The 286-nt window shown below is 43.0% G+C and carries 1 protein-coding gene; it reads left to right on the top strand.

Translation table 11 applies throughout. The features are described from left to right. Window positions 1–170: 170 nt before the first annotated feature. A partial coding sequence (locus AAEY88_RS12940) for a hypothetical protein (protein WP_350563035.1) occupies window positions 171–286 on the top strand: 116 nt, incomplete at its 3' end.

Raw genomic sequence — 286 nt, forward strand, 5'->3', positions numbered from 1 at the left:
TGCTAAACCAGATTATTTGCGATCATAGCCCGCAATTACCAGTGAGTCGTGATAAGTCAAAAAGCACATTTGAACATAGCCCTGCTCCTGTTGATAGCACTCGCCTTCACAGGACTCTGGCATTGCAACGTTAAGTCGGTAAAGCAGAATTAGCCAATGAAATGCTTAATATGTTACTGCTAAGCGTGCCCGAAACCCTAAACTTACTAAATCAAGCAATAACCAGCGAAGATTGCCCTCAAGTACTGAGCGTTATCCATAAATTTCATGGCGCATGCTGCTATAC

This window comes from Psychrobacter sp. CAL346-MNA-CIBAN-0220 (assembly GCF_040309805.1).
In the GTDB taxonomy this organism is placed as follows: domain Bacteria; phylum Pseudomonadota; class Gammaproteobacteria; order Pseudomonadales; family Moraxellaceae; genus Psychrobacter.